This is a genomic window from Stenotrophomonas sp. STEN029 (genome assembly GCF_056760015.1).
In genome coordinates this window covers 1-24,770 of the sequence record NZ_JBRREC010000042.1, presented here as the reverse complement: position 1 = coordinate 24,770, position 24,770 = coordinate 1, and the positions used below count along the sequence as shown (strand labels likewise).

Below are 24,770 nucleotides of genomic sequence, written 5' to 3'. Positions count from 1 at the left end.
GCCGTGGCTACAGGAATCATCTGAACATCGCCGGCAATTGCGATGTATGTCCGAACTTTCAGCAGGGCACTCAACGCGAGCGCTGGTCTTCAATCGCGAACGGGCAGGTCGATATGGCTGCTGCCATACCAGCGTATCTCCAGCGGCGCGCCGGCATCGGCCAGCGTTTCGTCACTGGGGTCCTTGCCAGTGCCGAGGTTGAGCTGCCGGTCTGGCTGTTTGATTACTCCCAAGGTGACCACAACGCGACTCCCTGCAGCGAGTCTGCGGCCGATCAGGCGGGTATTGGCAACGCGTACGCGATGACGTTGAGAGGGTGCGAGAAGCTGGCGTTGGCTTGGATCCTGCGCATGGCTTAGCCGCTGCAGCCAATACGCGAGATCGAGATACTGGCCATCGGTGGTGAGCTCGTAGATGGCAAGCGCCACATCGGCATCGCGCTTGTTGAGGCTGAAATCGAGCATGCCGCTGAACGCGCCTGCCAGTTCGGTTTCCCGCGCCAGCGGCTCACTGCGGAAGACCAACCCGGCATGCGGGTCAAGCGTCCGATTGATGACATCGCGTGGCGCTTGCCAGCCCGCATCGCTGCGGTCGCGGAAATCGACGCGCTGCAGGCTGCTGCGCGCCGGAGCAGCTTCAGCGGCCAGCTGTTGAGTGCCGTCGTTTCCCGGTACCAGGTAGAGGCGCTGCTGGCGCGTAGGCATGGCATCCAACGTTGCCGCGTGCCGCCAGCGGTTGCTGCCCATCACCTGCCAGTTGACCCGGTCGCTGAGCAATGCGGGTTTGGGGGCGTCTTTCAACACGTGGTCGAACCATGCCAGCCGCAACGCCTGCAGGTCGATGCGCGCCACTGGATCCGGGCTGTATCCCTGCACCTGTTCGGGCACGCCGGTCTGCATGGTGAAGTGCTCATAGGGGCCGATCAGTAGCGTGTGATCGGCGTCCGGGCGCTGCTTCAGGTGTTCGCGGAAATAGTGCAGGGCGCCAATCTGCGCGCCGTCGAAATAGCCGGTTGTCGCCAGCACCGGGATGCCGATATCGGCGAACTCGCGCCCCTGCGGAATCATTGCCTGCCAGTAAGCATCGTAGGTTGGGTGCTGCAACCATTGTTGGAACAAGGGGTTCGCGGTGCCATCCAGTTTTGGCAGCTCGCGATAGGGCTGGCCGCTTTGATACCAACGGCTGTTCAGCGCATTCCATCGACCGCTATCGCCATAAGTGGCGTCGTCCAGCGAGGTGTTGTTCGTTGTGTAGAACGGCCAAGGGTAGATGAAATTGAGGAAGATTCCGCCTTCCATCGGCACGTCGATGCCGGGAGCGGTGGTTGCCGAGGTGGCGATGGCCTTGAGCGCGGGTGCGCGCTGTTTGAGTGCTGCCCACTGGGTAAAGCCGCTGTAGCTGCCGCCGTACATGCCGACCTTGCCGTTGCTCCATGGTTGGGCAGCGGCCCAGGCAATCACTGCTGCGGCATCGCTGCCGTCGTGCTCATACGGACGGATCGGATCAGGGCTGCGGCCCTTGCCGCGGCTGTAGGCAACCACGCTGGCATAGCCGTGTGCAGCCATCGTCTTGGCATCGGACCAGGCCCAGTCGTCGTTTGCATAGATGGTGAAGGTCAGCAGCACCGGTAGTCTGCGGGCCTTGGCTGGATGCACGGAGATGGCGGAGATGCGTGCGCCATCGGGCGTGGTGATGCTGATGTTGCGGTCGATGCTGTAACGCCGCGCGTCGTCTTCACTGATCGCCTGCGGCACCAGCGGCAGAAAGTCCGCGTATGCGGCATGCACCTGCCATGCAAGCAGCAGGGCGGTGGCTTGCTCGTCGTTCAGTGCCGTGACATCGTCGGTGGCTTCGACCAGCCTGTCCCGCTGTTCGCGCAGGCGTTGCAGGTTGCTGCCGAAGGCGAATTCGGCTTTCAGGGCCGTCGGGTCGTCGAGCCGCTGGAAATGATCTGCAAAACGCCGCTTCCATGCGTCGGCGAAGCTGATCCGCTGTGCTTGCTGCAGCTGTTTGGCGCTCGCGTAGATCTCGTACTGGAGATACAACGGTGGCTGCTGAGGTGGATCGCTGCGCAATGCGCGCAGCTTGTGAATGCTCTCGATCGCCTGTAGGTATTGGCCTGCGACTATCTGCAGTCGGAAACGGGTATCCAGCAGTTGCTGCTCGTCGCCGTGGGGCAGGCGGTTCAAGGTGAGCCTTGCAAGCCCGGGCATTGCGGTATCTACATCGGCAGGTTGAGGCCGCGCCGACACGGGGGGCGACATGGCAAGGGCCGAGGCAGTTCCCGCGCCGAGCAACAGGAGTAGGGCAAGCAAGCCACGCATGGCAAGACCATCGGTTTGATCGTTGGTCTTCAATAGCACATCGCATGGATGCGTGTAACGGCAGGTCTGTGCCGGTCGCAGGCTTGCAACAAGCGGGCGATGCCGGGTTTGGGTGCGTTGCGGCAGCCCGGCTCATGGCAGGCACGAACCCGTTGGACTTCAGTGCGGAAAGCACAACGGGCAGGCCACAGGCCTGCCCGTTGCATTCACGGCCAGAGGCGCTCGGTCAGCCGAGGATGCCCGGCAGATCCAGTCCCTTCTCCTTGGCGCAGTTGATGGCGATGTCGTAGCCGGCATCGGCATGGCGCATCACGCCGGTGCCGGGGTCGTTCCACAGCACGCGTGCGATGCGCTGGTCGGCGGCCTCGCTGCCGTCGCAGACGATGACCACGCCGGAGTGCTGCGAGTAGCCCATGCCAACGCCGCCGCCGTGGTGCAGGCTTACCCAGGTGGCGCCGCCGGCGACATTGAGCATGGCGTTCAGTAGTGGCCAATCGGAGACCGCATCCGAGCCGTCCTTCATCGATTCGGTTTCGCGATTGGGCGAGGCGACGCTGCCACTGTCCAGATGGTCACGGCCAATCACCACCGGCGCGCTGAGTTCACCGTTGCGCACCATTTCGTTGAAGGCCAGGCCGAGCTTGTGGCGAAGGCCAAGGCCAACCCAGCAGATACGCGCTGGCAGGCCCTGGAAACTGATGCGCTCACGCGCCATGTCCAGCCAACGGTGCAGGTTGGGATCATCTGCGATGATTTCCTTGACCTTGGCGTCGGTCTTGTAGATGTCCTCCGGGTCGCCACTCAGTGCCACCCAACGGAACGGGCCGATGCCACGGCAGAACAGCGGGCGTACGTAGGCCGGTACGAAACCGGGGAAATCGAAGGCATCCTGCAAGCCTTCGTCGAAGGCCATCTGGCGGATGTTGTTTCCGTAGTCGACGGTGGGAATGCCGGCAGCATGGAAGGCAAGCATCGCTTCGACGTGCACGCGCATCGCGGCCTTGGCGGCATCGCGGACTTTCTCCGGATTGGCCTGTTGTTCGGCCAGCCATTGCTCCACGCTCCAGCCGATCGGCAGGTAGCCGTGCACCGGGTCGTGGGCGCTGGTCTGGTCGGTAACGCAATCCGGACGCACGCCGCGGCGTACCAGTTCCGGCAGGATCTCGGCGGCATTGCCGAGCAGGGCAATCGACTTGGCTTCACCGCTCGCCGTGTACTTGGCGATGCGTGCCAAGGCGTCGTCGATGTCGCTGGCCTGCTCATCGACGTAACGGGTGCGCAGGCGGAAGTCGATGCTGCTCTGGCGGCATTCGATGGTCAGGCTGCTGGCACCGGCCAGTGAAGCAGCCAGCGGCTGTGCGCCACCCATGCCGCCCAAACCGGCGGTGAGGATCCACTTGCCGCTCAGGCTGCCACCGTAGTGCTGGCGACCCATCTCGACGAAGGTCTCGTAGGTGCCCTGGACGATGCCCTGGCTGCCGATGTAGATCCAGCTGCCGGCGGTCATCTGCCCGTACATCATCAAGCCCTTCTTATCGAGCTCGTTGAAATGCTCCCAGTTGGCCCAGTGCGGCACCAGGTTGGAATTGGCGATCAACACGCGCGGCGCATCCGGATGGGTGGGGAACACGCCAACCGGCTTGCCAGACTGCACCAGCAGGGTCTGGTTGTCGTCCAGGCGCTTCAAGGTTTCCAGAATCTTGTCGTAGCTTTCCCAATCACGTGCGGCGCGGCCGATACCGCCGTAGACGACCAGCGAGGTCGGGTCTTCGGCGACCTCGGCATCGAGGTTGTTCTGCAGCATGCGGAACGGCGCTTCGGTCTGCCAGGACTTGCAGTTGAGCGTATTGCCGCGAGGTGCACGCGGGTTGCGGGAGGGGTCGTGACGGGTCATGCATTTCTCCTGGTAGCAAATTCCAGACAAGCGCCAAGCACTTGCTGCAAGGTGTTGCGGACGGGGCTTGCGTGTTCTGGGTCGTAGGGCGTGGGCCAGCTGTGCTCGTCCACGTCCTCGGGTGCGGGTTCGTGCATGTAACCGCGGCAGCCCAGTTCCATCTGCAGGGTATGCACGCCGTTGGCGGTATTGCTGTAGTGGCGGGTGATCCAGCCACCCTTGAAGCGGCCGTTACGCACGTGGCTCATGCCGCTCATGGCGCACAGGTTCTCGACCACGTCGGTCAGCGCGTTGTCGCAGGAGGTATCCGGCGCGCCGCTGGGTCCAGCGCTGCCGATATTGAACTGCGGCAGTTCGCCATCGAACAGATGCGGAATCAGTGAACGGATCGAATGTGCGTCGTAGACGACCACGGTTTCATGCTGCGCGCGCAGTCGGGCGATCTCGCCGGCCAGTGCAGCGTGGTAGGGGTCGAACCAGGTTTCGCGCCGATACTGGATCTCCGCGTCATCGGGCTCATGCCCGGCGCGGTACAGCGGCTGGTTGTCGAAGGTGGTAAGCGGACACAGGCCGGTGGTGTTCTGTCCTGGGTACAGGGAGGCACCGGATGGGTCGCGATTGACGTCGATCAGCGAGCGCGAGATGGCGGTGCGTACCGTCGTCGCGCCCATTGCCTTGGCGAAGGCATAGAGCTCGTGCACCCACCAGTCGGCGTCACGGCGTGCCAGCCACGGCGACACGAAATGGCCAACGCGCGAGGCAGGCAGTTCGGTGCCGGTATGCGGGAAGCTGACGATCAGCGGAGCGTGACCGTGGTGTATCTGCAGCCAGTCAGTGGCGTTCGTCATGGGGATTCCTGGGGTAGGGGGGCAATGTTCTTCCCTCGCTGGCGGGGGAGGATGCGCGAAGGGCAGAAGGGGGGCGCTTTACACGGTGAAGGTCAAAAGCTCCCCTCATCCGGCGCTTCGCGCCACCCCCGCCTTCGCGGGGGCAGGCTCTTCTTCCCGCAGGCGGGAGAAGGGCTTGCACCGCAGCTCGCGGTGAACTGAGCCTGGCCTGGCAGATTGCAGCGCCGCCAGCTGTCGCCTCTCCCGCAAGCGGGAGAGGATGCCCGGAGGGCAGATGAGGGCGCTCTTCGCGGTGAAGCTCCAACGCTAGCCGGCAGCTCTGCATACGCTTCGATCAGGCCTTGTCAGTCACATCAACACCCGGCAACTGCACACCCAGGCCAGCCGTCAACGCGCCCGCGCGTACCAATGCAGTCGCAGCAACCATGTCCGGGTGGAAGTAACGGTCGTCCACCAGGGTAGGCACCTGCGCACGCAGGGTAGAACGCACCTGTTCCAGCGCCGAACTCGAACGCAGCGGCGCATGGAAATCACAGCCCTGGCCTGCAGCAAGCAGTTCGATACCAATGACATTGGCAGCGTTCTCAGCCATAGCGATAAGTCGACGTGCGCCATGCGCAGCCATCGACACATGATCTTCCTGGTTGGCCGAGGTCGGGATCGAGTCGACGCTGGCCGGATAGGCGCGCTGCTTGTTCTCCGACACCAGTGCTGCCGCGGTGACCTGCGGGATCATGAAGCCGGAGTTCAGGCCCGGCTTCGGGGTCAGGAAGGCCGGCAGGCCGGACAGCGCCGGGTCCACCAGCATGGCAGTGCGGCGCTCGCTGATCGAGCCGATCTCGCAGACCGCCATCGCCAGCATGTCCGCTGCGAATGCCACCGGCTCGGCGTGGAAGTTGCCGCCGCTCAGTGCTTCACCGGTGTCGGTGAACACCAGCGGGTTGTCGGAGACGCCATTCGCCTCGATTTCCAGGGTGGTGGCGGCCTGGCGGATCACGTCCAATGCGGCGCCCATCACCTGCGGCTGGCAGCGCAGGCAGTAAGGGTCCTGCACGCGCACGTCATTGTCGCGATGCGATTCGCGGATTGCCGAGCCCTGCATCAACTCGCGCAGCACCGCGGCGGTGGCGATCTGTCCGCGCTGGCCACGAATGCTGTGGATCCGTGGGTCAAACGGGGTATCCGAGCCCTTGGCGGCTTCCACCGACAGCGCACCGGTAACCAGTGCGGCCTGGAAAACCACTTCGATCTCGAACAGACCGGCCAGTGCATAAGCGGTCGAGTACTGGGTGCCATTGAGCAGCGCCAGGCCTTCCTTCGCGCCCAGCACCAACGGCTGCAGACCGGCCTGCGCGAAGGCAGCTTCGGCGGACATCCGCACGCCGCCGACAAATGCTTCACCAACACCAATCATCACGCTGGCCAGATGCGACAGCGGTGCCAGGTCGCCGGAGGCGCCAACCGAGCCCTGGCAGGGCACCACCGGCACCACATCCTTCTGCAACATTGCTTCCAGCAGCGCCAAGGTCTGCGGGCGAATGCCCGATGCGCCTTGCGCGAGACTGGTCAACTTCAGCGCCATCATCAGTCGCACGACATCGACCGGCATCGGCTCGCCTACACCGGCGGCATGCGACAACACGATATTGCGCTGCAGGGTTTCCAGGTCCTCGCGCTCGATGCGGACACTGGCCAGCTTGCCGAAGCCGGTATTGATGCCATAGACCGGCTCGCCCTTGGCGACGATGGCATCCACCACCTGTGCGCTGCGCAGTACCGCGGCTTGGGCGGATTCATCCAGGCGCACGTTGGCGCCGCGATAGATCTGCCGCCATTGCGCCAACGGAACGTGGCCGGGGAGGAGGGTCAAGGTAGTGCTCATGCGTGCTCCAGCAGTGCGAGGTTCAAAGTGCGAGATTGAAGCGGGGGACGTTCAAACGGTTTGCCCGCGCCAGACGCGGGCATGCAAGGGGTTGAAGCCGATCCGGTAGACCAGGTCGGCGGGTGCCTCGATGTTCCAGATGGCCAGATCGCAGTCCATGCCGTTCATCAGCTTGCCGATGCGGTTGCCGCGGCCAAGGGCACGCGCGGCTTCGCGGGTGAAGCCGGCGATGCACTCGGTTACGGTCATGCGGAACAAGGTGGCGCCCATGTTCATCGCCAGCAGCGGACTGGTCAGCGGCGAGGTGCCCGGGTTGCTGTCGGTGGCCAGCGCCATCGGCACGCCTGCATCACGCAGCCCCTGGATGGGGGGCAACACGGTCTCGCGGGTGAAGTAGTAGGCGCCGGGGAGCAGCACGGCGACCGTGCCCGAGGCGCGCATCGCAGCAATCCCTGCTTCATCCAGGTGTTCGATGTGGTCCGCGGACAGTGCGCCATTGTGTGCGGCCAATTCCGCACCGTGCTGGTTGGACAGCTGTTCTGCGTGGATCTTGATTGCCAGCCCATGCTGTTTGGCGGCGCCGAAAACCTGCTGCGCCTGCGCAGGCGAAAAGGCGATGTTCTCGCAGAAAATGTCGACGGCATCGGCCAGCCCCTCCGCGGCGATTGCCGGAATCATCACCGCGCAGACTTCGTTGATGTAAGCCTGAGCCTCATAGCCTGGCGGCACGGCATGTGCACCAAGAAAGGTCGGCGCGATCTCCACCTTGCGCAGCACGCCCAGTTCGCGCGCAACGCGCAGCTGTTTGCGTTCGTCGGCCAGGGTCAGGCCGTAGCCGGATTTGATCTCGATGGTGGTGATGCCTTCGGCCAGCATCGCATCCAGGCGGGGCAGGCTGGCCTCGATCAAGGCCGCGTCATCGGCGTTGCGGGTCGCGCTGACGGTGGAAACGATGCCGCCACCGGCCTTGGCAATCTGTGCGTAGGTCACGCCCTGCAGGCGTTGCTCGAACTCGCCTGCGCGGTTGCCGGCATAGACCAGGTGGGTGTGGCAGTCGATCAGGCCGGGGCTGATCCAGCGGCCATTGCAGTCGACGCGGTTATCGGCTTCAAATGCAGGTGCATCTGCTGCTGGCCCGACATGCAGGATGCGGCCATCGCGGGCGGCGACAACACCGTCGCGGATGCTGCCCAGTCCGCCTGAGGCGTCGTCCAGGGTCATCAGGTTGGCGTTGTGCCATAGCGTGTCGCAGCGCATTGTCCCTCTCCGTGCCTATTTGTATATACAATAACGGCGACCATCGGAGAGTGTCCAGTGACAACGATCAAGCCAGCCCCAACGGTTCGTTTCCACGCCGCCCACGCCATGCTGCCGCAGGGCTGGGCGCAGGATGTACGCATCGACAGCGTTGCCGGTCGCATCACCGCGGTGGTTGCCGGCGAAGCCTGGGACGGCCAGTCGCAGCGTCTGGACGTGGTGGTGCCGGGCCTGGGTAACCTGCACAGTCATGCCTTCCAGCGGGCGATGGCCGGGCTTACCGAGGTTGGTGGGCGCTCGGGCGACAGCTTCTGGAGCTGGCGCGAGCTGATGTACCGCTTCCTGGACCGCCTGGACCCGGAGACCTTCCAGGCCATTGCCGCGCAGGCCTACATGGAGATGCTGGAAAGCGGCTTCACCCGCGTCGGCGAGTTCCACTATCTGCACCACACCGAAAACGGCAGCCGTTACGCCGACCATGCAGAAATGTCGGTACGGGTTGCGGCGGCGGCGGATGAAACAGGTCTGGGCCTGACCCTGCTGCCGGTGTTCTACGCGCACAGCGACTTTGGCGGAGCCGCGCCAACCCCGGCGCAGCGGCGCTTCCTGCACGACATCGATGGTTTTGCGGACCTGCTTGAAGGCTGCAAACGCGCCCTGGCAGACACGCCCGATGCGGTGCTGGGGCTGGCCCCACACAGCCTGCGTGCCAGCACACCGGAAGAATTGCAGGCGTTGGTTGCATTGGCACCGGGCCCGATCCATATCCATATCGCCGAGCAGACCCGCGAAGTCGATGCCTGCCTGGCCTGGAGCGGCCAGCGACCGGTCGAATGGCTGTATGCAAATGCAGCTGTCGATGCGCGCTGGTGCCTGGTGCACGCTACCCACGTCAACGACAGGGAAGTGCAGTTGATGGCGGACAGTGGGGCGGTGGTAGGACTGTGCCCGATCACCGAGGCGAATCTTGGCGACGGCCTGTTCCCGATGCGCGAGTTCGTGCGGACCGGCGGTCGTTTCGGCGTCGGTTCCGATTCCAATGTACTCATCGATGCAGCCGAGGAACTGCGTCTGCTCGAGTACGGCCAGCGCCTGCAGCTACGAGGCCGAAATGTACTTTCGCCGGGCGATCTGTCCAGTGGCCGCTGGCTTTACCAGCAGGCAGGGGAGGGTGGCGCACAGGCGTTGGGTGTACAGGCGGGGTTGAGCGTGGGCGCTGCTGCTGATCTGCTGGAACTGGATGCCCGGCATCCGGCCCTGCTCAATCGCAGCGGTGACGCCTTGCTTGACAGCTGGCTGTTCGCCGCACGTAATGGCGCCCTTCGCAGCGTCTGGCGCAACGGTCGGGCCTTGGTCCGCGATGGCCGCCACGTGAACCGCGATGCGATCAGCGCGCGTTACCGTGCCGCGCTTGCGCGGATACTGGGCTAAGGTCGGTTATCGGCCAGACACCGTCTCTTTCAGGAAACCCGAGTGAAGGGCAAGAAAGCTCCCACCCTCAATCACCGCATCCGCAGTGACATCGAAGGCCGCATCCTCAGCGGCGAATGGGAGCCTGGCTTCCGTATTCCGTTCGAACACGAGTTGATGGAACAGTACGGTTGCTCGCGGATGACGGTGAACAAGGTCCTCACCGCGCTGGCCGAGAGCGGCATGATCGAACGCCGCCGTCGCGCAGGTTCCTTCGTTGCACGGCAGCCGCCGCACCTGGAGCAGGTGGCGCTGGAAATCCCCGACATCGAGGTGGCGGTCACCGACCGCGGCCACGAATACGGTTTCCAGTTGCTGGAACGCGCGCACCGCAAGGCCAGGGAAACCTCGGCCGAAGAGCTGCAACTGGTAGGTGACGGCAAGTTGCTGGCGATGCGCTGCCTGCACCTGGCCGACGGTAAGCCGCTGGCGTTGGAGCGCCGGTTGATCAATCCTGAAGCGGTGCCGGAAACCTTGAAGGTGGATTTCTCCATCCATGCGCCGGGCAGCTGGCTGCTGCAGAACGTGTCATGGACGCGCGGCCAGCATCGCATCAGCGCGGTGGCCGCGACCGCCGAGGAGGCTGCGTTGCTGAAGGTTGCGGTGGGCACGGCTTGCCTGGTCATCGACCGCCAGACCTGGCGTGGCGAACTGCCCATCACCTGGGTGCGGCAGATGTTCCTGGGCGATGCCTACGACTTGATTGCCCGCTTCGCACCGGGCGCCCGCTGATTCTGCGCGTCTGATTCAATCCGTCCGATTCAATCTCCAGCCGAGCCGATGGCCTGGCTGGAAGCTGCTGACTCTCAGATGGTGCTGCACTGCCGCCAGCGCACTGGCTCATCCACGCCGGGGCGCGGGTTGAGCTGCACGCGGGTAGTGCGCAGCGCCGGGTAGCGCTGCAGCTGCTGGCAGATCAGCGGCCACACCTGGGCGTCATCGCCACTGCGTTCCACCGACAGGGTGGAGCGGGTCAACCAGATGCCGCTGACCACGCCGGAAGTGCCGGCCAGGGCTTTTGAAACGGATTGCTGGTAGCGCAGCAAGGTGGCGGCGTCCGGGTCCTGCACAAGGTCGCCCGGGTGGGGGGCGCTCGCTGCGGCGGCGGCAGGCTTGGCTTTGCTGGGCTCAGCGGCAGGCTCGGCTGCAGCTGGAGCTGGAGCTGCCGGTTCGGCAGTTGGTTCGGCGACAACCTGCGGTGTCGTGTCGATCGGTGCGGCTGCTGGGGAATCTCCTTGCATGGTCATGTAGCCCATGCCGGCCAGCAGGCCGAGGGTCGCTGCCGCCAATCCGGCAATGCCTGTGTGGCGGACCGCTTCGCGGCGGGCGATGCCGGTGACCGTTTCGTGCGCTTCGGTGGGCATATAGGGCTTGAGCAGCTCCCACAACTGACGCGCATCGATGATTTCGATCGAGTGCTTTTCCGCCTCGGCCAGGCCGTCGCGCTCAACGTGGCCTTCGGTGATCAGCAGGCCGCCAGCGGCGCCGGTCAGGCTGATGGCCGAGGCAAGCTCATGGATGGCAGTCGCATCGAAGCGGTAGGCGCGGCCGTGCTTGCACGACACCAGCCAGCGCTGGCCGCCGCGCTGCAGCAGGAAATCGCTGCTGGTGCCGCGGTCGTTTTCATCGTCGTCGGTCAGCGGGTGCAGGTCGCGCTGCTCGGCCATGGCCTGGTGCACGATGCGGGAAAACTCGCGCCAGCGCATGCCAGCCAATGCCGCCAGGCCATGCTGGCGCTCGGTTTGACGGCGGGCGACCAACCAGAGGTATGCAGAAGCCAGGCCCCACAAGAGCAACGCAAGCAACAGGGCCAGAATCCACGAAAACATCGACATACCTGAAAGCCTATAGATGGCGCCCAGTCTATCTTCCCTGACGACCGTAAGAGCAGGCTGACTTCGCCTTTTTGAACTGCGCCCGTGAATTAATCCGCAGGCGTTGTCGCCGGCCAATAATGGCTGTCGGGTAGCGCCCGCGCGCCAAAGATGGCCTGACCGACCCGGACCACGCTGGCACCTTCCTCGATGGCGATCTCGAAGTCCCCCGACATGCCCATCGACAGCTCATCCAGCCCGATGTGGGCAGGTGCGTGCTGGCGCAGCTGATCGCGCAGCTCACGCAGACGAACGAAGCAGGCCCGGACCTGCGCCGGCTCGGCGGAGAACAGGGCCAGGGTCATCAGGCCACGGACCCGCAACGCGCCAGAGCGCGGCAGGGCCTGCAGGAAACCGGCGACCGCTTCGGGTGCCAGCCCGTACTTGCTGGCCTCGTTGGAGCTGTTCACCTGCACGAACACGTCCAGCGAGCGGCCTTCGGCCTGCAGCCGACGTTCAAGGGTTTCGGCCAGACGCAGGCTGTCCAGGGCCTGGAATTCGTCGGCGAAGCGCGCTACCAGCTTGGCCTTGTTGGTCTGCAGGTGGCCGATCACCGACCAGCGCAGGTCGCCCAGGTCCTGCATGGCCTCCCACTTGTGGTGGGCCTCCTGCACCTTGTTCTCGCCCAGCACGCGGCAACCGGCCTGATAGGCCAGGCGGATATGGGCTTCGTCGATGGTCTTGCTGACCGGCAGCAGTCGCACGCCGGCCGGATCGCGGCCGACACGTTGACAGGCCGCATCGATGCGCTCGCGGACCAGCGCCAGATTTCGGCGGAAGTCATCCGCGGTCTCGGCACGTGGGTAGTGGCCGTGCAGGGCGTGCCGGGTCTGGGTGCCCGAATCAGGGGCAGGGTGCGGGGTGTGCATGCGTGTCTCCAGCGTTTGCGGCCGCCCTCTGTTGCTGCGTGAGCGGCGCGGTGAACAGCGGATTATCGCTTGCAGGCAGGCTGGAAACCCGGAATTCGGCCACTTGGACAAATCGCAGGCAAGAAAAACCCGCCATCCGATGCCGTGAGGGGAGGGAGACTTACGGCGCGGTACTGCTGGCGGGTGATTGATTCTTGCTCAACCAATGCTGCTTTGCAACATCATTGATCTTCAGCGTGCTGCCCGTCGTGCGCGGCGCGGCTCTCGGCCCGGGTAAGGCGGCGGTTGAGGGCGTCCAGGCGGTCGTTCAGCGCCTCGATGTCCGAGCGCGAGGGGATGTCCATGCGTCGCAGCACGTTGTGGACCTGGTCTTCAAACGACTTTTCGACCTTGTCCCAGGTGCCGGCGGCGCGCTCGCGGGCCTGGCCCAGGGTGTTCTCCACGGTATCGCGCAGGCTTTCGCCTTTGCGAGACTGCTCGCGGGAACGGGCTTCGCTGTCCTGGCCTTCCTTGACCAGGGTGTCGAACAGTTTGCTGCCCTCGGCCTGCGCACGCGACAGCGCGCCCAGGCCTGCCAGCCAGACCTGCTGGGCCGACTCGGTCACCTTCCTGGTCAAGCGCTCGGCCTGGCCTTGCGCGCCAGTGGTGTCGTCCTCGTCTTCCGGGCGTTGCTCGTAGGTGGTCATGACGATGCTCCTGTGCGGGGTTGAAGAGTTCAGCTACACCGTAACGGCTTGGCGGGTCGAGTTGTGTGACGGTACCCGCTCAGCCCAGCTTGTCGGTCAGCACGCGTTGAATTTCGGACTCCACCATGCCTTTCATTGCCGACAGCAGGAAGCCCAGCTCGGCCTTGACCCGCACCGCGCCCGGCAGCAGCTCGATGGCACCGTCCACACCGGAACGGTTGAAGTGCAGCACTGGGCCGTCCCAGCGGGTGGCCACGTCGAAGCGCTCCTGCAGTTTTTCCGCGACTTCGGCGATGGCGGTGCGGGCCTTGTCATCGGACAGGGAATGGGCGTGCTGGATATCAATGGTGGACATGGCGTATGGCCTGGACTGCTGTTTGTAAGAAAGATGCGCCATTGTGCGGACCGGCGCGGCGTAGTCCAAGCCTTGCGTACACCTTCTGCATGACCGGATGACCTGCTAGTCTGCTGCCGGTGCGCACTCTGCAAGTCCATTTCAGTAATCGTCAGCAGCCGGATCAGTCATTGATGCCGGGTGTCCAGCGCATTGTGCGCCACGCCTCGGGTCAAGTCCGGTTGGGCGACGGCAGTGTTGGCCCATTGCTGTTGGCGCAGTTCTGTACCGATCAGCGCGGGGTCTGGTTGCAGGTTGCCAATGGCGGCCGCGGCATCCATGTCAACGGCCGTCCGGTGCGGCGCATGGCGCTGCTGCGCGCAGGCGATTCGGTATATGCCGACGGCGCGGAAATGCTGCTGCGTGGCGACTGCGAGCAGGTGGCGCATCCCCCTGAAGCCCCGACTGATGCTGGCGACGACCTGCGGGTGCTGTTGCGCGGGGTAGGTGGCCGCCATCACGGCCGCAGCTTTACCCTGGACACGCCGCGCGTCATCGGCAGTGATCCGGCCAGCGACATTCTCATCGACGACCCGGCCTTCGCCGCGCGTCATGCCCGTTTCGAGCGGCACGGTGACAAGGTTCTGCTGCGCGATCTGGGCTCGGCCGACGGCAGCCTGGTCAATGGCGTGATCACCCGCCATTGCTGGCTACAGGCCGGCGACCAGGTGGTGTTCGAGGGCAACCACCGCTTTGTGCTGGAAGTCCCGCTGGGCCCGGCCTCGGCCAGTGTGGCGTTCCCGCTGGAGGAGGATGACGAGCCGGTCGCGCTCAAGCCATCGACGCTGGCACCGGCCAAGCCCAGGCTGCCGCGGCGTTGGCCGTGGCTGCTGCTCAGTGCCTTGCTGCTGGGTGCGGCGATCAGCGCCTTGTTGCTGTTCGGGGCACGCTGAGCACCGGTTCCGGTGGCGTTGTCCCGCCGCATGGGCCGCGCTGAAACAGCGGCCCGGAATGGGTGCAGATGCAACCTTTTCCGGATGGCCCAAGGCTGTTGCGCTGCGGCATACTAGGGGTTCTGCTCAACAGGTGTGACATGACGCGCGCATTCAATTTCAGTGCCGGCCCTGCGACATTGCCGGAATCGGTCCTGCGTCAGGCGCAGGCGGAGATGTTGGAATGGAATGGCGTAGGTGCGTCCATTGTCGAGATCAGCCACCGCAGCGCCGATTTCATGGCCGTGGCGGCCGAGGCCGAGGCTGATCTGCGCCGCCTGATCGGTATTCCCGACGATTATGCGGTGCTGTTCCTCGGTGGCGGTGCCACCACCCAGCAGGCACTGCTGCCGCTGAATTTCGCCAGCCCGGGCCAACGCGTGGACTACGTGGTCAGTGGCCACTGGGGCAAGACCGCGGTCAAGCAGGCCCAGCCCTATGTCGACGTCAACATCGCCGCCAGCGGTGAGGCCAGTGGCTATCGGGATATCCCGGCGCGCTCGCAGTGGCAGCTGTCGGACGATGCTGCTTATGTGCATATCACCGCCAACGAAACCATCCACGGCATCGAGTTCCGCGACGTACCCGATGTGGGCAACGTGCCGCTGATCGCCGACTTCAGTTCGTCGATCGCCTCCGAGCCGATTGATGTGTCGCGTTATGGCGTGATCTATGCCGGCGCGCAGAAGAACCTTGGCCCGGTGGGCATTGCCGTGGTCATCATCCGCCGCGACCTGCTGGAACGCGCCGGCCAGCCGCGTGCCGATATCTTCGATTACCGCTCGCATGTCGCCCGCGATTCGATGTTGAACACGCCGCCGACCTGGAACTGGTACCTGGCTGGGCTGATGTTCAAGTGGATGCTGGCCCAAGGCGGTGTTGATGCCTTCGCCAGGCTCAGTCTGGCAAAGTCCTCGGCGGTGTATGACGCCATTGATGGCTCCGGCGGCTTCTACCGCAACGACGTGGCCGCGGCTGTGCGTTCGCGGATGAACATCCCGTTCTTCCTGCCCAGCGACGAGCTCAATGCGCGTTTCGTCAGCGAGTCCAAGGCGGCCGGCCTGCTGGCGCTGAAGGGGCATAAGGCGGTCGGTGGCATTCGTGCCTCGCTGTACAACGCGATGCCGCTGGAAGGCGCGCAGGCGCTGGCAGCATTCATGCGTGACTTCCAGCAGCGCAACGGTTGAACCAATCCCGCCGTGCGCACTGCGCCGGCCAGTAACAGGTAGACGATTCCATGGCGACCAAGCCAAGCAAGACCGCCAGCAAGGCCAAGCCGGCCACCGCAGCCAAACCTGCCGCCAAGAAAGCCGCGAGCAAGCCTGCTGCGGTTAAGAAGACCGCCGCCAGCAAGAAAGCGGTCACCGAGACCCTGGCCGTCGCCAAGCCGGTACTGTCGGATGTGCGCGCCAAGATCGACCAGATCGATCGCAGCATCCAGGCCTTGATCGCCGAGCGGGCCAACTTCGCCCATCAGGTCGGAAAGGCCAAGGGCAAGCTGGCGGCAGCCGTTGACTACTACCGCCCGGAGCGCGAAGCACAGGTGCTGCGCATGGTAGTGGACCGCAACGAGGGCCCGCTCAGTGACGAAGTGCTGGTGCACGTCTATCGCGAAATCATGTCGGCCTGTCTGGCCCAGCAGGAGCCGCTGAAGATCGGCTACCTCGGCCCGGAAGGCTCGTTCACCCAGCAGGCCGCGCACAAGCACTTTGGCCGCTCGGCGCTGGGTTTGCCGCTGGCCAATATCGAAGAAATCTTCCAGGAAGTGGAAAACGGCAACGCCGATTTCGGCGTGGTGCCGGTGGAGAATTCCGGGCAGGGCACGATCCAGATCACCCTGGACATGTTCCTGACCTCCAACCTCAAGATCTGTGGCGAAGTCGAACTACGCGTGCAGCAGTACCTGCTCTCGCGCACTGGCCGCATCGAGGACATCGAGCGCATCTACGCGCATCCGCAGGCCTTCATGCAGACCTCGGCATGGCTGCGTGCCAACCTGCCCAAGACCGAAAAAGTGCCGGTGTCCAGCAACTCCGAAGGTGCCCGACGCGCCCGCAATGCGGAAGACGCGGCGGCCATCGGCGGCGAGAGTGCAGGGCATGTGTATGGCTTGAAGAAGGTGGTGACCAAGCCGATCCAGAACGACGCCGACAACACCACGCGCTTCCTGGTGATCGGCCGCCAGCTGTTCCCGTCGTCGGGCCATGACCGTACCTCGGTGCTGGTCTTCATCCACGACAAGCCGGGCGCGCTGTTCGACGTACTCAGCCCGTTCGCGCGCCATGGCATCAGCATGAACCGCATCGAATCGCGGCCGTCGCACCAGGCCAAGTGGGAGTACGGCTTCTTCATCGACCTGGCCGGCCATATCGAAGACGCATCGATGCAGGCCGCGCTGGCCGAGCTCAAGTCGCATTCGGCGCAGATCAAGGTGCTCGGCTCCTACCCGGTCGCCGTGCCCTGAGTTCCAAAGCCCCTCTCCCCGCGGGAGAGGGGTTGGGGTGAGGGCAGGGTTGCCGACATTCTTCAATTCGCTGCAGCCATGTGCTCCCGCACCCTCATCCGCCCTTCGGGCACCTTCTCCCGGAGGGAGAAGGGTTTGCTGACGCGCCTTGGCGCACTGAATACTAGAGAGACCGCATGAGTTCCCAGCCCTACTGGATTGCACGCAAAGGTTCCGCCCTGCAGGGCACGCTCGCCATTCCCGGTGACAAGTCGGTGTCGCACCGTTCGGTGATGTTCGCCGCGTTGGCCGATGGCGTATCGCATATCGATGGTTTCCTGGAAGGCGAGGACACCCGCGCCACCGCCCATATCTTCGAGCAGATGGGCGTGCGTTTTGAAACGCCGTCGGCGTCGCAGCGGATCGTTCATGGCGTGGGCGTGGATGGCTTGAAAGCCCCGCACGGTGAGTTGGACTGCGGCAATGCGGGCACCGGCATGCGCCTGCTGGCAGGCCTGCTGGCCGCACAGCCGTTCGACACCACATTGGTTGGTGACGCGTCGCTGTCCAAGCGGCCGATGCGCCGGGTGACCGGGCCGCTGGCGCAGATGGGCGCACGCATCGATACCCAGGACGATGGAACGCCGCCGCTGCATATCCATGGTGGCCAGACACTGCACGGCATCGATTACGAATTGCCGGTGGCCAGTGCGCAGGTCAAGTCGGCGGTGCTGCTGGCTGGCCTGTATGCGCAAGGCGAGACATCAGTGGTCGAGCCGCATCCAACCCGCGATTACACCGAGCGCATGCTGCGCGCATTCGGCGTGGAGATCGAGTTCGCGCCGGGCAAGGCGCGCCTGCGTGGCGGCCAGCGCCTGCGCGCGACCGACATTTCAGTGCCGGCGGACTTCTCGTCCTCGGCGTTCTTCATTGTTGCGGCCAGCGTCATTCCCGGGTCGGAAGTGCGACTGTGTTCGGTCGGCTTGAATCCGCGTCGCACCGGCCTGCTGGCTGCGCTGCGTTTGATGGGCGCGGACATCACCGAGGAGAACCATGCCGAGCACGGTGGCGAGCAGGTCGCAGATCTGGTTGTGCGCTATGCCCAGCTCAAGGGCGCTGAGATTCCGGAGGCGCTGGTACCGGACATGATCGACGAGTTCCCGGCCTTGTTCGTGGCTGCCGCTGCCGCCGAAGGCCAGACCGTGGTGCGCGGTGCGGCCGAACTGCGGGTGAAGGAATCCGATCGTCTTGCGGCGATGGCCACCGGCCTGCGTGACCTGGGCCTGCGCGTGGACGAAACTGAGGATGGTGCGACCATTTTCGGTGGTCCGCTGGGCAGCGGCACCATCGAGAGCCACGGCGATCACCGCATTTCGATGGCCTTTGCCATTGCCGGTCAGCTCAGCACCGGTGAAGTGCGCATCAATGATGTCGCCAACGTGGCGACCTCGTTCCCGGGCTTTGATAGCCTGGCCAGCGGCGCCGGTTTCGGGCTCAGCGTCCGGTCCTGAACTCGACGGGTACCTGCACCACGCTGTTGATGGCGCGACCATCCCGCATCGCGGGCTGGAAGCGCCAGTGCTGCAGCGCCTGGATGGCGGCCTGATCCAGCGCTGGATCCACGCCGCCCTCGTGTCCGACAACCATCGCTTGGCTGACCCGGCCGTTGGCATCTATCTGCAGGCGCACGATCACGTCGCCTTCGAGCCCGGCATTGAGCGCGGCGGCAGGGTAGTCCGGCGTTGGATTGCTGGGCAGTGGCTCGGCATCGCGATTGCCGGCAATGCTGACCACCGTGGTGGTATCGGCCGTGGTGATCGACACCGGGCCGGTTTCTGTTGGTGTCTGCAGGCTGCGGTAGCCCACCAAGCTGAAAATACCCAGTACCGCCACCGCCAACAGGCCCCACAGCCAAGCTACAGCAACGCCGTGCGGGCGTGCTGCTGCTGGATCATGGCTTGCGCTGTGCTGGTGCGGGATGCTGGACATCGACATGGGGGCTCTGCGTAACGTCTACGCAGCAAGTCTGGTCCTGCACTCCCAAACGGCGAATGACTTTTGGCATGAACCGGCCCCGTTGGGGAGCCGGGGTTCAGCTTAAGGCGCCGGTTTGAAGTCGAACGGGATTTCCAGGCTGCCCTGCATGGGCTGGCCATTGCTTTGCGCTGGCTGGAAACGCCAGTTGCGAACGGCTTCCTGCGCGGCACGATCCAGCTCGCGCGAGCCACTGCGCTGGATTACCCGCACGTCCAGCGGCGCGCCGCTGGCATCGACATCCACGCGCACGATCACCGTGCCGCTTTCGCCACGGCGCAACGCCGCTGCAGGGTATTCCGGGGCAGGGCTCTGGTCAGGCAGTGGCACCGGCTGGTCGCTGGGAGCCGCTGCAGCGACTGGCGCTGTGGGCGGGGTCTCAACCGGTGCCGTCTCGGCGATGGGTTGCGGCGGCGGGGCAGGCGCGGTTTCCACCAGTTCCGGGGTTTCTTCCACGGCCTCCGGACGCGCATCGGGCATGTCGCTGGCACCGGCACCGGCAGGTAATGGCGCCGGCAGGGGCGCCAGTACCGCACTGTTGGCCTGCGGCTGAGCCGGATCGGCGCGGTAGAACTCGTTCTGGCGGCGGGCATTGAGCCAGACCACCAGGAATAGCAATATGCCTACGCCAAAGGCGATACCGGCGATCTTCAAACTGCTGCGGGGCAGGTGAAACGTGAAGTTCTGGTCGGAGCGGGAGCTTGGGGCGGACATGGTCTTGACCGTGTGGATCAGGCCGATTCTTGCACAGGAAAGGTGAATCACGCGGCAGACAGGCGCAGTTCGCGCGATAATCTATGGCTCACACCCGTACACAGTGCCCAGCCATGCTTGATCCAGCCCTTCTTCGCCAGCAGCCCGCCGAACTTGCCGAACGCCTGCGCAGTACGCGCGGCTACGTGCTGGATGTGGCCGCCTTCGAATCGTTGGAGGCTGACCGCAAGCGCATCCAGGTGCGGACCCAGGAGCTGCAGAGCCTGCGCAACAGCCGCTCCAAGTCGATCGGCCATGCCAAGGCCAAGGGCGAGGATGTGTCGGCGATCATGGCCGAAGTGGCCGCGTTCGCTGATGAGCTGAAGAGCTCCGAGGCGCAGCTTGACGTGCTGCGCGAGCAGATCGAGACCCTGTCGATGGGTATCCCGAACCTGCCCGCCGCCGATGTGCCGGCCGGCAAGGACGAGAGCGAGAACGTCGAGCAGCTGCGCTGGGGTACCCCGCGCGAGTTCGATTTCCCGGTGCTTGACCATGTAGAGCTGGGCGCCCGCAACAACGGCCTGGACGCGGAAACCGCCGCCAAGCTGTCCGGTGCGCGTTTCACCGTGCTGCGCGGCTCAATCGCCCGCCTGCACCGTGCGCTGGGTCAGTTCATGCTGAACCTGCACAGCAACGAGCATGGCTACGAAGAAACCAATGTTCCGGTGTTGGTGAACGCCGACTCGCTGCGCGGCACCGGCCAGCTGCCCAAGTTCGAGGAAGACCTGTTCAAGACTGCGCTGGGTGAATCCACCCGCTACCTGATCCCGACCTCGGAAGTGCCGCTGACCAATATCGTCCGCGACGAGATCATCGACGCCGAGCGTCTGCCGCTGCGCATGACCGCGCATTCGATGTGCTTCCGTTCCGAAGCTGGCAGCGGCGGTCGCGACGTGCGCGGCATGATCCGCCAGCACCAGTTCGAGAAGGTGGAGCTGGTCAGCGTCTGCGCCGCCGAAGACAGCGAAGCCGAGCATCAGCGCATGACCGGCTGCGCCGAAGCGGTGCTGCAGAAGCTGGGCCTGCCGTACCGCAAGGTGCTGCTGTGCACCGGCGACATGGGCTTCTCGGCGATCAAGACCTACGATCTGGAAGTCTGGCTGCCGTCGCAGCAGACCTACCGGGAGATCTCCTCGTGCTCGAACTGTGGTGATTTCCAGGCGCGCCGCATGCAGGCGCGCTGGCGCAATCCCGCTGGCAAGCCAGAGTTGCTGCACACCCTCAATGGCTCGGGCGTGGCCGTAGGCCGGGCGATGATCGCGGTGATGGAGAACTACCAGAATGCCGATGGCTCGATCACCATCCCTGAAGTGCTGCGTCCGTACATGGGTGGCGCTGAACGCATCGCCTGAGCGCAGGCTGAGTAGTGCCGAGCCATGCTCGGCAACGGCCTGCCCGATAACGCATCGGTGCCCGTGCCCACAAGGCTCCTGATCCTTGTGGGAGCGGTGTAAACCGCGAAGCTAGATCAGCTGGAATTGCAGAAAAGCCCGCAATCGCAAGGATTCCGGGCTTCGCGGCTCACGCCGCTCCCACAAAAGCGGGCAGCCAAGCACTGGTAGTGCCGAGCCATGCTCGGCAGAAGCCTGCTCGATGGCGCTTCAATCGCTACCCCCAACGCTGCAAAGCTGTAGCGCCTTGTAGGAGCGGCATCAGCCGCGAAGCCAGCAGCGCAGAAATTGCACGAAAACCGTCGACCACAAGGATCGCCAGCTTCGCGGCTGACGCCGCTCCTACAACAGCGTGCCGCCCCCGGACGCTTTGGCCTTCAAAAATGAATGGACGTCGACAGCGTTTGGCAACCGACACCCTGAACCTCCAATCAGGACTGTTTGGGGTCTGATTTGTAAATACAGGACAAAGGTGATTAAATTTACCTGTTCGTTCCAATGATGGGCTCAATCCATGCAGGACCTCAACGACCTCTATTACTTCGCCATGGTGGTCGACCATGGCGGTTTTGCTGCCGCCGAGCGGGCGCTGGGCATTCCGAAGTCACGTCTCAGCCGGCGCATCAGCCAGCTTGAGACCGATCTTGGTGTGCGCCTGCTGCAGCGTTCCACGCGGCGCTTCGCGGTCACCGATGTCGGCATGAGCGTGCATCGGCATGCGCAGACCATGCTGGCCGAAGCACAGGCTGCACGCGAGGTCGTGGACAGGCTGAGCGCCGAGCCGCGCGGACTGGTACGTGCCAGCGTGCCGGTGTCGCTGGCGCAGATGCAGTTGCCCAAGCTGCTGCCCAAGTTCCTCGAGCAGTATCCGAAGGTGCGGCTGCAGTTGAACATCAGCAATCGCCGCGTCGACATCATCAATGAAGGCTACGACGTCGCCCTGCGCGTGCGTTCGCGCCTGGATGACGACGGCAGCCTGGTGATGCGCAGCTTCGGCCAGGTGCAGGAACTGTTGGTTGCCAGCCCGGCATATCTGGATCGGGCAGGGCGACCGGCATCGCCGGAAGACCTGGGCAACCACGTGACCCTGAGCATCAGCGAAGACGAGGCGCGCCAGCGCTGGGAGCTGCACGGGCCGGGTGGTGAAGTGCGCCGGGTCGAGCTTCAGCCGCGCGTGGCCGGCTTCGATTTCCCGCTGTTGCAGGCCATGGTCAAGGATGGTTTTGGCATCACCATGCTGCCGGAAACTGTCTGCGCCGAGGCCGTGCGCAACGGCGAGCTGGAAGTGGTGTTGCCGGACTGGTCGCTGCCGCAGGGCATCTGCCATGCAGTGTTCGCCTCGCGGCGCGGGCTGTTGCCGGCGGTGCGGGTGTTCATCGACTTCCTGGCCGAGCACCTGCCGACCGAACTGGAGGCTTCGCGCCTGCACTGTGGCGGTGCCTGCGAGCGGGCCAAGGAAAAGATCCGCGCGTCGATGGCCGGTTCGCTGGCAATCGAAGCTGGTTGAACAAAAAACCCCGCAGGCATGCGAGAATGCGCGCCCCGGAGCGTTATCCGGGGAAGCACTACGTTACGGGCAGATGGCCGAGCGGTTTAAGGCACCGGTCTTGAAAACCGGCGAAGGGTCAAACCTTCCGTGGGTTCGAATCCCACTTTGCCCGCCAGATATCCAGAGAAGCCGCTGACACCAGCGGCTTTTTTGTGGGTGACGGCAGGTCACCTGGCCAGCTGCTCGCAGCGGAATGACACCGGTTTCGGTCAAACCAGACAGTTCCGCTGGTAAAATGAACACAGCTTGGGGGAGCTGCGCGCCCGGGCATGCGTGGGTTCGTCGCGGCAACACCTTCAAGCGTCCGCGTTGGGATCCATGGATTTACGAAAACTTATTTTGGTGCTCACCCTGATCGGAGCACTGGTGCCGTTCGCCAACACCTTCTATGCAGGCTACACCGTGCAGCGGCAGCAGCTGGTGGACACGACGCTGGACGGTAACTACGCCTACGCGAACAAGCTGGCCAAGAGCACCGAGGACTTCCTGCAGGCGTCCCAGCTGCAACTGGCCTACACGGCGCAGCTGCTCGCGATGAAAATGGACGATGTCTCCCAGCTGGGGGAAGAAGCCGCGCGCCTGCGCATGATGAGCAAGAGCTTCAATTCCATCACCATCTTCGACGCCGGCGGCAAGGTGCTTGCGACCTCTCCCGAAACCTTGGGATTGCAGGGGCGGGTACTCAGCAGCGAGGCGGTGAAGACTGCCCTGCGTGAGAAGCGGCCGTTGATCAGCGCGCCGTACCAGTCCGCGACCGGCAATTTCATCGTCTTCATCAATCACCCGATAGTTTCGCCGTCCGGCCGCTATCTTGGTGCGATCGGTGGTGCGATCTACCTGCAGAAGGAAAACATCCTTGACCGCCTGCTCGGGCAGCACTTCTACGTGGATGGGTCCTACCTGTTCGTGGTCGACAAGCAGAAGCGCATCATCTATCACCCGAATCCGGACCGGATCGGTGATTTCGTGGAGAAAAACACCGTGGTCGACCGCGTTGCCTCGGGCGAGGCCGGCAAAGGGCATGCGGTCAATTCACAAGGCGTGAAGATGCTGGCTGGCTACGCGCCGGTCGCTTCGACCGGCTGGGGCATCGTCGCCCAGCGCCCCGAGGCGGTCACGCTCGCACCCCTGACCCAGCTGATGCAGAGCACTTTGTACCGGGCGCTGCCAGCAACGATTCTGACCTTGATCCTGGTCCTGTGGAGCGCGCGGCTGATTTCGCGTCCATTGCGCTTGTTGGCCGATGGGGCGCGCAACATGGAAGATCCGTCCTCGGCCAAGGACATTGGCTCGGTGAAGTCGTGGTATTTCGAGTCGCGCGAGCTCAAGAAGGCTTTGCTGGTCGGGGTGGATGCCATCCACAAGAGCTTCAGCAAGCTGCGTGAAGACACCACCACCGATCCGTTGACCAAGCTGGGCAACCGCCGTCGCCTGGAGGAAGCACTGGCGAACTTCGAGAGCCAGGGCAATACGTTCTCGGTGATCTCGATCGACATCGATCACTTCAAGCGGATCAACGACGGCTACGGCCATGATGTTGGTGACGCGGTCCTGCAGCAGCTTGCGCAGCGCATGCGCGAGGCCTGTCGCGCCTATGACGTTCCGCTGCGTGTTGGCGGCGAGGAGTTCCTGATCCTGCTGCCTTCCACCACCTCGGCAACAGCGGCGCAGGTGGCCGAGCGTCTGCGTGTGGCGGTGGCGGAGATGAAGATCGCCAAGGTCGGCGCGATCACGATTTCGCTGGGCGTGGCCAACTGGCCGCAGAGCAGTTTCGAGATCGAAGCCGTGCTGAAGGCAGCGGATGAAATGCTGTATGCATCCAAACGCGGTGGCAGGAACCGGGTTTCGATGCAGCAGCGTGAGAGTGCCACGACCTCATAGCACCAAGATTGCCTGTTCCAGAGATGCAGCGAGGCCGGGTATTGGCCTCGATGCGGTTCATCGAAATTACTCGAGCCGTCCAGCAGCAATGCTGGGCGGCTTTGTTTGTGGGAGCGGCGTAAGCCGCGAAGCACGCTGTTCATCAGACGACGCAGTTGCCTGGGGCCAGGCAACGTCAGCTTCGCGGCTAACGCCGCTCCCACAGGCAAACCCCTGCTGCTCAGACCGTGAAGCAGCAGGCCGCGGTCATCTGCGCTACCCTTGCGCCGCTTCCATCCCCGTGTTCCCT

At 64.3% G+C, this 24,770-nt stretch carries 20 protein-coding genes and 1 tRNA gene; 10 read left to right on the top strand and 11 right to left on the bottom strand.

The window, feature by feature from the left end; all coding sequences use genetic code 11:
• Positions 1–89: 89 nt before the first annotated feature.
• The 5 genes from ACVOLI_RS10920 to hutI all read right to left on the bottom strand — a co-directional run bounded on the left by ACVOLI_RS10920 (position 90) and on the right by hutI (position 8,205).
• A complete protein-coding gene (locus ACVOLI_RS10920; RefSeq protein ID WP_481614435.1) occupies positions 90–2,189 on the bottom strand; it encodes a CocE/NonD family hydrolase in 2,100 nt (699 codons plus the stop codon).
• 361 nt (positions 2,190–2,550) lie between these two features.
• Complete coding sequence (gene hutU / locus ACVOLI_RS10915) at positions 2,551–4,218, bottom strand: urocanate hydratase (protein ID WP_481614434.1); 1,668 nt, start codon at positions 4,216–4,218, stop codon at positions 2,551–2,553.
• The gene (hutG, locus tag ACVOLI_RS10910; RefSeq protein ID WP_481614433.1) at positions 4,215–5,066 is read right to left on the bottom strand and encodes an N-formylglutamate deformylase; all 852 of its coding nucleotides are present in this window, start codon (positions 5,064–5,066) and stop codon (positions 4,215–4,217) included. Before hutG ends, hutU begins: the two co-directional genes overlap by 4 nt.
• A gap of 334 nt (positions 5,067–5,400) precedes the next feature.
• Positions 5,401–6,948, bottom strand: coding sequence for a histidine ammonia-lyase (hutH, locus tag ACVOLI_RS10905; RefSeq protein ID WP_481614432.1), 1,548 nt, complete (start codon positions 6,946–6,948; stop codon positions 5,401–5,403).
• Positions 6,949–6,999: 51 nt separating this feature from the next.
• A complete protein-coding gene (gene hutI / locus ACVOLI_RS10900; RefSeq protein WP_481614431.1) occupies positions 7,000–8,205 on the bottom strand; it encodes an imidazolonepropionase in 1,206 nt (401 codons plus the stop codon).
• Positions 8,206–8,313: 108 nt separating this feature from the next.
• Between hutI and ACVOLI_RS10895 the strand changes: the two genes are divergently transcribed.
• Entirely contained in the window at positions 8,314–9,636 is a 1,323-nt protein-coding gene (locus tag ACVOLI_RS10895; protein ID WP_481614443.1) for a formimidoylglutamate deiminase, read from the top strand.
• A gap of 42 nt (positions 9,637–9,678) precedes the next feature.
• The gene (gene hutC / locus ACVOLI_RS10890; RefSeq protein WP_481614430.1) at positions 9,679–10,407 is read left to right on the top strand and encodes a histidine utilization repressor; all 729 of its coding nucleotides are present in this window, start codon (positions 9,679–9,681) and stop codon (positions 10,405–10,407) included.
• A gap of 74 nt (positions 10,408–10,481) precedes the next feature.
• Here hutC and ACVOLI_RS10885 read toward each other — a convergent pair whose 3' ends face one another.
• The 4 genes from ACVOLI_RS10885 to ACVOLI_RS10870 form a co-directional block, all read right to left on the bottom strand.
• Entirely contained in the window at positions 10,482–11,504 is a 1,023-nt protein-coding gene (locus ACVOLI_RS10885) for a restriction endonuclease (RefSeq protein ID WP_481614429.1), read from the bottom strand.
• A gap of 95 nt (positions 11,505–11,599) precedes the next feature.
• On the bottom strand, positions 11,600–12,418 hold the full coding sequence (locus tag ACVOLI_RS10880) for a YggS family pyridoxal phosphate-dependent enzyme (RefSeq protein ID WP_481614428.1): 819 nt from the start codon (positions 12,416–12,418) through the stop codon (positions 11,600–11,602).
• Positions 12,419–12,639: 221 nt separating this feature from the next.
• Complete coding sequence (locus tag ACVOLI_RS10875; RefSeq protein WP_282267047.1) at positions 12,640–13,104, bottom strand: phasin family protein; 465 nt, start codon at positions 13,102–13,104, stop codon at positions 12,640–12,642.
• A gap of 79 nt (positions 13,105–13,183) precedes the next feature.
• Positions 13,184–13,459 carry a polyhydroxyalkanoic acid system family protein gene (locus tag ACVOLI_RS10870; RefSeq protein WP_282267046.1) on the bottom strand — a complete coding sequence of 92 codons (276 nt, stop codon included), beginning with the start codon at positions 13,457–13,459 and terminating at the stop codon, positions 13,184–13,186.
• Between the two features lie 119 nt (positions 13,460–13,578).
• On the opposite strand from ACVOLI_RS10870, the gene ACVOLI_RS10865 reads away from it, so the two are divergent.
• From ACVOLI_RS10865 to aroA, 4 genes are all read left to right on the top strand, one after another.
• Positions 13,579–14,391 (top strand): FHA domain-containing protein, encoded by an 813-nt coding sequence (locus ACVOLI_RS10865; protein ID WP_481614427.1) that lies wholly within the window; start codon positions 13,579–13,581, stop codon positions 14,389–14,391.
• Positions 14,392–14,531: 140 nt separating this feature from the next.
• Positions 14,532–15,617, top strand: coding sequence for a 3-phosphoserine/phosphohydroxythreonine transaminase (gene serC / locus ACVOLI_RS10860; protein ID WP_481614426.1), 1,086 nt, complete (start codon positions 14,532–14,534; stop codon positions 15,615–15,617).
• Positions 15,618–15,667: 50 nt separating this feature from the next.
• Entirely contained in the window at positions 15,668–16,894 is a 1,227-nt protein-coding gene (gene pheA / locus ACVOLI_RS10855; RefSeq protein ID WP_481614425.1) for a prephenate dehydratase, read from the top strand.
• 176 nt (positions 16,895–17,070) lie between these two features.
• Complete coding sequence (aroA, locus tag ACVOLI_RS10850; protein ID WP_481614424.1) at positions 17,071–18,384, top strand: 3-phosphoshikimate 1-carboxyvinyltransferase; 1,314 nt, start codon at positions 17,071–17,073, stop codon at positions 18,382–18,384.
• Here aroA and ACVOLI_RS10845 read toward each other — a convergent pair.
• On the bottom strand, positions 18,368–18,868 hold the full coding sequence (locus ACVOLI_RS10845; RefSeq protein ID WP_481614423.1) for an energy transducer TonB: 501 nt from the start codon (positions 18,866–18,868) through the stop codon (positions 18,368–18,370). The genes aroA and ACVOLI_RS10845 overlap by 17 nt on opposite strands.
• Positions 18,869–18,970: 102 nt before the next feature.
• A complete protein-coding gene (locus ACVOLI_RS10840) occupies positions 18,971–19,621 on the bottom strand; it encodes an energy transducer TonB (protein ID WP_481614422.1) in 651 nt (216 codons plus the stop codon).
• Positions 19,622–19,734: 113 nt separating this feature from the next.
• Here ACVOLI_RS10840 and serS point away from each other — a divergent pair, with 113 nt between their 5' ends.
• The 4 genes from serS (at position 19,735) to ACVOLI_RS10820 (ending at position 24,481) form a co-directional block, all read left to right on the top strand.
• The gene (gene serS, locus ACVOLI_RS10835) at positions 19,735–21,012 is read left to right on the top strand and encodes a serine--tRNA ligase (protein ID WP_282267032.1); all 1,278 of its coding nucleotides are present in this window, start codon (positions 19,735–19,737) and stop codon (positions 21,010–21,012) included.
• Positions 21,013–21,565: 553 nt separating this feature from the next.
• Complete coding sequence (locus ACVOLI_RS10830; RefSeq protein ID WP_282267030.1) at positions 21,566–22,558, top strand: LysR family transcriptional regulator; 993 nt, start codon at positions 21,566–21,568, stop codon at positions 22,556–22,558.
• Positions 22,559–22,625: 67 nt separating this feature from the next.
• Positions 22,626–22,715 (top strand) — tRNA-Ser (locus ACVOLI_RS10825).
• A gap of 227 nt (positions 22,716–22,942) precedes the next feature.
• Positions 22,943–24,481, top strand: coding sequence for a sensor domain-containing diguanylate cyclase (locus ACVOLI_RS10820; protein WP_481614421.1), 1,539 nt, complete (start codon positions 22,943–22,945; stop codon positions 24,479–24,481).
• Positions 24,482–24,770: the final 289 nt, after the last annotated feature.

What these genes read in the sequence shown, in the direction of transcription:
- serS (WP_282267032.1), top strand. Translation starts at nt 19,735, where the DNA reads ATGCTTGATCCAGCCCTTCTTCGCCAGCAGCCCGCCGAACTTGCCGAA.
- ACVOLI_RS10840 (WP_481614422.1), bottom strand. Translation starts at nt 19,621, where the DNA reads ATGTCCGCCCCAAGCTCCCGCTCCGACCAGAACTTCACGTTTCACCTG.
- ACVOLI_RS10895 (WP_481614443.1), top strand. Translation starts at nt 8,314, where the DNA reads ATGCTGCCGCAGGGCTGGGCGCAGGATGTACGCATCGACAGCGTTGCC.
- ACVOLI_RS10830 (WP_282267030.1), top strand. Translation starts at nt 21,566, where the DNA reads ATGCAGGACCTCAACGACCTCTATTACTTCGCCATGGTGGTCGACCAT.
- pheA (WP_481614425.1), top strand. Translation starts at nt 15,668, where the DNA reads ATGGCGACCAAGCCAAGCAAGACCGCCAGCAAGGCCAAGCCGGCCACC.
- ACVOLI_RS10885 (WP_481614429.1), bottom strand. Translation starts at nt 11,504, where the DNA reads ATGTTTTCGTGGATTCTGGCCCTGTTGCTTGCGTTGCTCTTGTGGGGC.
- serC (WP_481614426.1), top strand. Translation starts at nt 14,532, where the DNA reads ATGACGCGCGCATTCAATTTCAGTGCCGGCCCTGCGACATTGCCGGAA.
- ACVOLI_RS10875 (WP_282267047.1), bottom strand. Translation starts at nt 13,104, where the DNA reads ATGACCACCTACGAGCAACGCCCGGAAGACGAGGACGACACCACTGGC.
- ACVOLI_RS10845 (WP_481614423.1), bottom strand. Translation starts at nt 18,868, where the DNA reads ATGTCGATGTCCAGCATCCCGCACCAGCACAGCGCAAGCCATGATCCA.
- hutI (WP_481614431.1), bottom strand. Translation starts at nt 8,205, where the DNA reads ATGCGCTGCGACACGCTATGGCACAACGCCAACCTGATGACCCTGGAC.
- ACVOLI_RS10870 (WP_282267046.1), bottom strand. Translation starts at nt 13,459, where the DNA reads ATGTCCACCATTGATATCCAGCACGCCCATTCCCTGTCCGATGACAAG.
- hutG (WP_481614433.1), bottom strand. Translation starts at nt 5,066, where the DNA reads ATGACGAACGCCACTGACTGGCTGCAGATACACCACGGTCACGCTCCG.
- hutH (WP_481614432.1), bottom strand. Translation starts at nt 6,948, where the DNA reads ATGAGCACTACCTTGACCCTCCTCCCCGGCCACGTTCCGTTGGCGCAA.
- hutU (WP_481614434.1), bottom strand. Translation starts at nt 4,218, where the DNA reads ATGACCCGTCACGACCCCTCCCGCAACCCGCGTGCACCTCGCGGCAAT.
- ACVOLI_RS10880 (WP_481614428.1), bottom strand. Translation starts at nt 12,418, where the DNA reads ATGCACACCCCGCACCCTGCCCCTGATTCGGGCACCCAGACCCGGCAC.
- aroA (WP_481614424.1), top strand. Translation starts at nt 17,071, where the DNA reads ATGAGTTCCCAGCCCTACTGGATTGCACGCAAAGGTTCCGCCCTGCAG.